Source organism: Phormidium sp. CCY1219 (assembly GCF_055795085.1).
The window spans coordinates 1-6,172 of record NZ_JAYFEQ010000646.1 but is presented as its reverse complement, the minus strand read 5'-3'; the positions used below and the strand labels follow the sequence as shown (position 1 = coordinate 6,172).

Below are 6,172 nucleotides of genomic sequence, written 5' to 3'. Positions count from 1 at the left end.
AATGGGGTGGTAATTTCAAAGCAATGCTTTTATTGTTTAGCGGAGAGCAAGGGGAATGGGATTAAGTATGGGCAATTAGTGGAAGATGGCTCGCGATTGGTTCAATGGCAAGGTCGAGTCTCGCAAACAGGAGACTATAAAATTGATGTGGCCGCCGGACTATCAAGGAAAATAAGAATAGGCTAGACGCGAGACTCGTTGAATCGGGCCATGTTTGGTCAATGGGTTGACAAAATAAAAGGGAATTGGGTAAAATGAGAGCGTTTCCTCATCCAGGAAACTTAAACAATGCAAAAATTGTGATAAGCCAACAGCCGAAAGTTGAGCTTCACCGATCGCGATCGCACCATTCCGACTCTAGGGCTATTATGTTGAGCCGGAAAATTTTTTTCAATTGAATTAAAAAAAAGAGGGGGCATGGGGTATAATGAAGGTAAAGGCACAGGCAGGGAAGATAAGCAATAAAAGCATTGCAATTTTCTCGACCTGCAAGATTAAATCGCGCTTCACCGAGTATTGCATTGGAGTTGCGATCGCAATCTGAAAGTTGTCACATCAACAGCCCGTTGCTTTTAGCGGGAAAAGCTCCGCCTGGGAAGGAGTGAAGATCCACAAATTGACGGTTGGGCGATAATGCTCGAACATGGATCGTTGACCTTCGAGGGTGGTGTGACTTTGAACGCATTACTGATTACTGGAACGGATACCGACGCCGGAAAGACGGTGTTAACCTGCGCGATCGCCGCCTATTGGCAAAAGTATTGTTCGAATCGGCCATTAGGGATGATGAAGCCAATACAGTCGGGAACAGGCGATCGCGAACTCTACCAGCGTTTGTTTGACCTGAACCAATCCCAGGAAGAAATTACGCCGCTTTATTTCCAGGCTCCTCTCGCCCCCCCGATCGCCGCAGAACGAGAAGGACGCAGCATCGAAGTGCAAAAGCTGTGGCCAGTTTTTACCACCTTGCGCCAGCGGTCCGCTTTGGTACTGGTGGAAGCATTGGGCGGATTGGGGTCGCCAATAACCGACGAACTGACCGTAGCGGATTTAGGGCGAGATTGGCAGATTCCAGCCGTGTTAGTGGTTCCGGTTAGGTTAGGGGCAATCTCCGCCGCCGTTGCTCATGTTGCTCTCGCCAGACAAGTTGGGGTTCCCCTGTGCGGTATCGTCCTCAACTGCGTTCAGCCGCGATCGCCCCAGCAAATTGACGACTGGACACCGATCGCCGCGATCGAGTCTTTTACCCAAACCCCAGTTCTGGGGATTTTGCCTCATCTTGCAGATTCCACTGACTTGGACGCTCTGGCGAAAGCTGCGTCGGATCTGGATCTAGAGCGATTGATGCCATTCAAAAATATCCCCTATTAACGCCCTGGTGATGGTTGCTTCATCTTATGTTAAGTTAAATAAACTAAACGTTTGCAGGCTTTTTGAACGGCGTAGCATCCAGGTACGATCCGCGCATTCTCGAAACGCCCCCTATGCCGATTTTCTTTAAACCTTCTGGAATGGGAAACTTGACCCATCCCTGGTGGATTAAAATAACCTTGAAATAATGTAGCGATTTTTACAGACAATTTCAGATATGGTTTCTACTTTCCGCGAGTCCCAAGCGACTCAACCCTCGCCAGTGCGATCGCAGATTCAGGCGTTACAACCGACCCTAGTAGAATGGCGTCGCTGGTTGCATCAACGACCAGAACTGGGGTTCCAAGAACACCTCACCAGTGAGTTTGTGGCGCGAAAATTACAAGAATGGGGCATCGAGCATCAAACCGGGGTGGCACAAACCGGGATTGTGGCCACAATTAAGGGGGCTAAACCCGGACCGATACTGGCAATTCGCGCAGATATGGATGCCTTACCGATTCTGGAAGAAAACCAGGTGCCTTATCGATCTCTACATGATGGCAAAATGCACGCTTGTGGTCACGATGGTCATACCGCGATCGCCCTGGGCACCGCCTACTATCTCGCCCATCATCGCGATGACTTTGCCGGTACGGTGAAACTGCTGTTTCAACCCGCAGAAGAAGGCCCCGGCGGTGCCAAACCCATGATCGAAGCAGGAGTACTCGAAAATCCCACAGTGGATGCCATCGTCGGTCTGCACCTGTGGAACAATTTGCCCATCGGCACCGTAGGAGTTCGCAGCGGCCCGCTGATGGCTGCAACAGAATGTTTTCGCTGCCAGATTCACGGGAAAGGCGGACATGGCGCAATGCCACATCAAACCATCGATTCGATTTTGGTGGCATCGCAAGTGGTCCAGGCGCTACAGACGATTGTGGCGCGCAATGTCAATCCTGTAGATGCTGCAGTGGTTACTGTGGGCACCCTTCATGCCGGCACCGCTTTGAACGTGATTGCTGACTCCGCTTCTATGAGTGGCACCGTGCGCTATTTTAATCCAGAGTTAGGGGAGCATATCCCGCAGCGCATTCAGGATATTATTGCCGGCGTCTGTCAAGGTCATGGGGCAACCTACGACTTGGATTATTGGCGGCTTTATCCACCGGTGATTAACGATCCGGCGATCGCCGATTTAGTCCGTTCTGTCGCCACCAATGTTATCGAAACCCCTGCCGGTGTGGTTCCAGAATGTCAAACAATGGGGGGCGAAGATATGAGTTTCTTTTTACAAGAAGTGCCAGGATGCTATTTCTTTTTGGGCACGGCTAATCTTTCTCAAAATTTAGCCTATCCCCATCATCATCCCCGATTTGATTTTGATGAATCCGCCCTCCAAACTGGAGTGGAAATCTTCGTTCGTTTTGTGGAAAAGTATTGCGCTTAATCGGTGGTTTTCTCAATCTTTGTAAATGGCGGTGGGCATTGCCCACCCTCCAGGATTTGTCCTTTGTCCTTTGTCCTTTGTCTTTTGTCCAATGACAATTGACCAATGACCAATGACCAATTATTTTGGCTTAAAAGTTGTAACTCAATACTTTGACCACTCTCTGGTTCTCGGGTAAGCGCGATCGCGACAGGCGAATCGAGTCACTGGTGGTTTTTTCGATGGTGGCGTCTTCTACTAAGGCGAGAAACTGTTCGATCTCCACTAAATTGCAACTGTCGCGATCGGCAGCTTGGGTGAGATAATGGGTGGGAATCACCACGCGGGGATTGAGCTTCAGCATCTCCTCTTTTGCCTCTTCGGGGCTGTAGGCTTTCGGTCCACCGCCTACGGGTACAAATAACAAATCCGGACGTCCCATGAGAATTTGCTGCTCTGGAGTAATCGGTGCGGCAGCTCCTCCTAAATGGACGATCTTGATGCCGGCTTGGATCCACCCCCATGCAACATTAATGCCAAACCTTCGTCCTCCTTCGCGATCGTGAAAGGTGCGAATTCCCTGGATTTGTTGGCCGCGAAATTGATAAGCTCCCGGTTCAAATAAAATTCTCGGGTTTCCCGGCAAATTCTCCGTTGCTCCTTCGTCCAACAATCGAGAACTAATTAATACCAAATCTGCATTGACCTGGGGCGGGCGATATCCCGCCGTACAACCGAGGGTGCGAAAGGGATTCACTAACACGCTTTGACCCTCACCCACAAACAAAAAGCAGGTATGACCCAACCATTGCACCAACAGGGAATTATCGGAGGGAGAGGGCGTTTCCGGTTCTGGGGCGGTTTGCGCTTGATAGGTTTGCCATGCTGAAGGTACGGTGGTGGCAAGGGCTGCTAACGTCCCTATCCGTCCGTAGCGCAACAACTGTCGTCGATTCATCATTCTCTATTGGGATTGATGGTGAATGGTCTGTATCTTCTCGAGTGGTGATTTGCAATTGGGATTTCTGTTCCGTTCAGCCTCTATCGAAAATAGAAAAGGTCAATTGCCTGATGATTTTGAAACAGGAATAGCTTGCAAAAAATCCACTCAACAGTAAAATATTTTGCTTCAAATTTACCTAAAAAGTTGTATGTCAGGTAATTGATAAATGACACTTGCCCGAACCTACAACTCGCTTAGGAAGTTTTTGAGCATCTGTTTTCCGGTGTTTGTCAAAATGCTTTCAGGGTGAAATTGAACTCCTTCGAGTTTGGGATACTCTCGATGTCGCACGCCCATAATGGTACCATCGTCTACCCACGCGGTAATTTCTAGGGCATCGGGAAAGCCTTCTCGGTCGATCGCTAGACTATGATATCGCGTGGCGGTAAGGGGATTTTCTAAATTCCGGAAAACTCCCACACCAGTATGATGCACTTCGGAAGTCTTTCCGTGCATCAGTTCTGGGGCAGAGATAATTTTACCGCCAAAAACTTGTCCGATGCATTGATGTCCGAGGCAAACCCCTAAAATGGGTAAGGTTGAACCTAATGCCGCGATCGCCTCTAGGGAAATTCCCGCGTCTTCCGGACGCCCCGGCCCGGGAGAAATCACCAGCGCTGCTGCCCCAGAATTTCGGATTTGTTCGATGGAAAGGCGATCGTTGCGATAAACCGCAATTTCAGCAGCAACTGGCAACTCGGTTCCCAGTTCTCCAAGATACTGCACTAGATTGTAGGTAAAGCTATCGTAGTTATCGATAACAACGATCAAGGCTGATGCTCCTTTAATATGGCTAAAAAACGTTCCTCATCATTGGCCGACTCTGGTGGGTTGGGTGGGGTGGGCTTCCCCTCAGTGTTTGGCAAAAAAAATCCACCGCACCAGAACGGTCAGGACTTATTAAAATAATTTTACGCTCTTAATTATCGTTTTGGAAAATTAACTCAGAATGGGAGATGTTTTTACCTGAACTAAATCTTGCTTGCCCGGAACAAGCGCTTTCCCTTTTCCCTCCATAGAAGGCGCGCCCCGCTTCCTAATCCTACATTGTACGCCCAAAATCGCAATCCTGTCTGCTCGTGGCGATGCAGAGTTTTTTTAAGACAGGCAGAGGGCATTCAACGCTCCCCTTTGACCAATAACCAATGACAATTGACCAATGACCAATGACCAATGACAAAATCTAGGGTTCAAAGAAGAGATTGCACTCGCAACCACAAGGGAGGCAGCAGGAGACAACTGGCAATAAAAATGGCAGCGATCGCAGAAATTAGTACCGCCGCCGCCGCACAATCTTTGGCAATTTTCGCTAATTCGTGATAACTCTGCTCAACGGTTAAATCCACTACGGATTCGATCGCCGTATTCAACAGTTCCATCCCCAACACTGCACCGATGGTCAGCACAATAATGGAGATTTTTACCCCACTGAGCTCTAACCAAAATCCAAGCCCGATCGCTAAGGTTCCGATCGCAACATGGATCCGAAAGTTGCGTTGGGTGCGGAAGGCATATGAAACTCCCGCCCACGCATATTTAAAACTAATCAATAAATTGTTGGCCACCTGCCACGACAACTCGCGCTTCAATTGCATGGAGGGATGCGATCGTTTTGCAGGGGGGGTTGATTTATCTGAAGACATCGGCGAGCCATTCGACACGGAAGATTGCGGCGTCACGTTCTTGGCTTTGCCATCGGATATTTCTTTCTGATTAAATGTCATGGCAGAGATAGGGGTTGTATTCTGTCTCTCAGGCGATCCATCACCCATACTACAAGCTCGATTTGCTACAAAGCTTTTTCCGAGTTCGATTAGAGTGCAAGACCCACTGCCTGGAGTAATGTTTCTTGCTCGTTTAACATCCGGGTCAGACTCTCTTCGTCTGGATGATCCCAACCCAATAAGTGAAGCAATCCGTGCGCCGCTAGCCACGCCAGTTCCATCTGTAGTGGATGCCCCTGACTCTGAGCTTGTCGCCGCGCTGTATCTACCGAAATCATAATATCTCCTAAATACAAGGGCATTTCTTCCCCCAACAGTTCTCGAACCGGATATTCTGCTTCAGTGGCAGCAAAGGATAAAACATCGGTTGGCTTGTCCTGATGCCGGTACTGAGCGTTTAAGGCTTGGATTTCGCGATCGCCACTCAGGCGGATTGTCAGTTCGTAACCACATGCCTCTGGCAGATCCTCCTCTAGCCTTTCTAGCCAAGTCTCGAACCATTTCTCCCACACTTCAGCGGCGATCTCTTCCGCTTGGGATCCGCCTGAAACCGCATCGCTCCAATACTTATCCTGCACGCTCAGCTCGATTTCCATCATCAGAAATTAGGGTTGGTAAGGGGGAGAACGGAAACCCTCGTCATTTATGCGTAGGGAGGAGTTCTCC

At 49.2% G+C, this 6,172-nt stretch carries 7 protein-coding genes; 3 read left to right on the top strand and 4 right to left on the bottom strand.

Annotated elements, in window-relative coordinates:
* The 3 genes from AC0QH1_RS18675 to AC0QH1_RS18665 form a co-directional block, all read left to right on the top strand.
* Positions 1-186 (top strand): hypothetical protein (locus AC0QH1_RS18675; RefSeq protein WP_324632771.1); only part of this gene is annotated, 186 nt, incomplete at its 5' end.
* 489 nt (positions 187-675) lie between these two features.
* A complete protein-coding gene (gene bioD / locus AC0QH1_RS18670) occupies positions 676-1,371 on the top strand; it encodes a dethiobiotin synthase (protein WP_324632770.1) in 696 nt (231 codons plus the stop codon).
* Positions 1,372-1,588: 217 nt separating this feature from the next.
* Positions 1,589-2,800, top strand: a complete 1,212-nt coding sequence (locus AC0QH1_RS18665) for a M20 metallopeptidase family protein (protein ID WP_324632769.1) — start codon at positions 1,589-1,591, stop codon at positions 2,798-2,800.
* Positions 2,801-2,930: 130 nt separating this feature from the next.
* On the opposite strand, the gene AC0QH1_RS18660 is transcribed toward AC0QH1_RS18665, so the two are convergent.
* From AC0QH1_RS18660 to ybeY, 4 genes are all read right to left on the bottom strand, one after another.
* Positions 2,931-3,737 carry an MBL fold metallo-hydrolase gene (locus tag AC0QH1_RS18660; RefSeq protein ID WP_324632774.1) on the bottom strand — a complete coding sequence of 269 codons (807 nt, stop codon included), beginning with the start codon at positions 3,735-3,737 and terminating at the stop codon, positions 2,931-2,933.
* A 228-nt stretch (positions 3,738-3,965) separates the two neighbouring features.
* Positions 3,966-4,553, bottom strand: a complete 588-nt coding sequence (locus tag AC0QH1_RS18655) for an anthranilate synthase component II (RefSeq protein ID WP_324632768.1) — start codon at positions 4,551-4,553, stop codon at positions 3,966-3,968.
* Positions 4,554-4,972: 419 nt separating this feature from the next.
* Positions 4,973-5,377 carry a diacylglycerol kinase family protein gene (locus AC0QH1_RS18650; protein ID WP_324632773.1) on the bottom strand — a complete coding sequence of 135 codons (405 nt, stop codon included), beginning with the start codon at positions 5,375-5,377 and terminating at the stop codon, positions 4,973-4,975.
* A gap of 218 nt (positions 5,378-5,595) precedes the next feature.
* A complete protein-coding gene (gene ybeY, locus AC0QH1_RS18645; protein WP_324632772.1) occupies positions 5,596-6,102 on the bottom strand; it encodes an rRNA maturation RNase YbeY in 507 nt (168 codons plus the stop codon).
* Positions 6,103-6,172 lie beyond the last annotated feature (70 nt).

Excerpts from the sequence above, each read along its gene's own strand:
- AC0QH1_RS18665 (WP_324632769.1), top strand. The coding sequence starts at position 1,589 with ATGGTTTCTACTTTCCGCGAGTCCCAAGCGACTCAACCCTCGCCAGTG.
- AC0QH1_RS18660 (WP_324632774.1), bottom strand. The coding sequence starts at position 3,737 with ATGAATCGACGACAGTTGTTGCGCTACGGACGGATAGGGACGTTAGCA.
- AC0QH1_RS18650 (WP_324632773.1), bottom strand. The coding sequence starts at position 5,377 with ATGCAATTGAAGCGCGAGTTGTCGTGGCAGGTGGCCAACAATTTATTG.
- ybeY (WP_324632772.1), bottom strand. The coding sequence starts at position 6,102 with ATGGAAATCGAGCTGAGCGTGCAGGATAAGTATTGGAGCGATGCGGTT.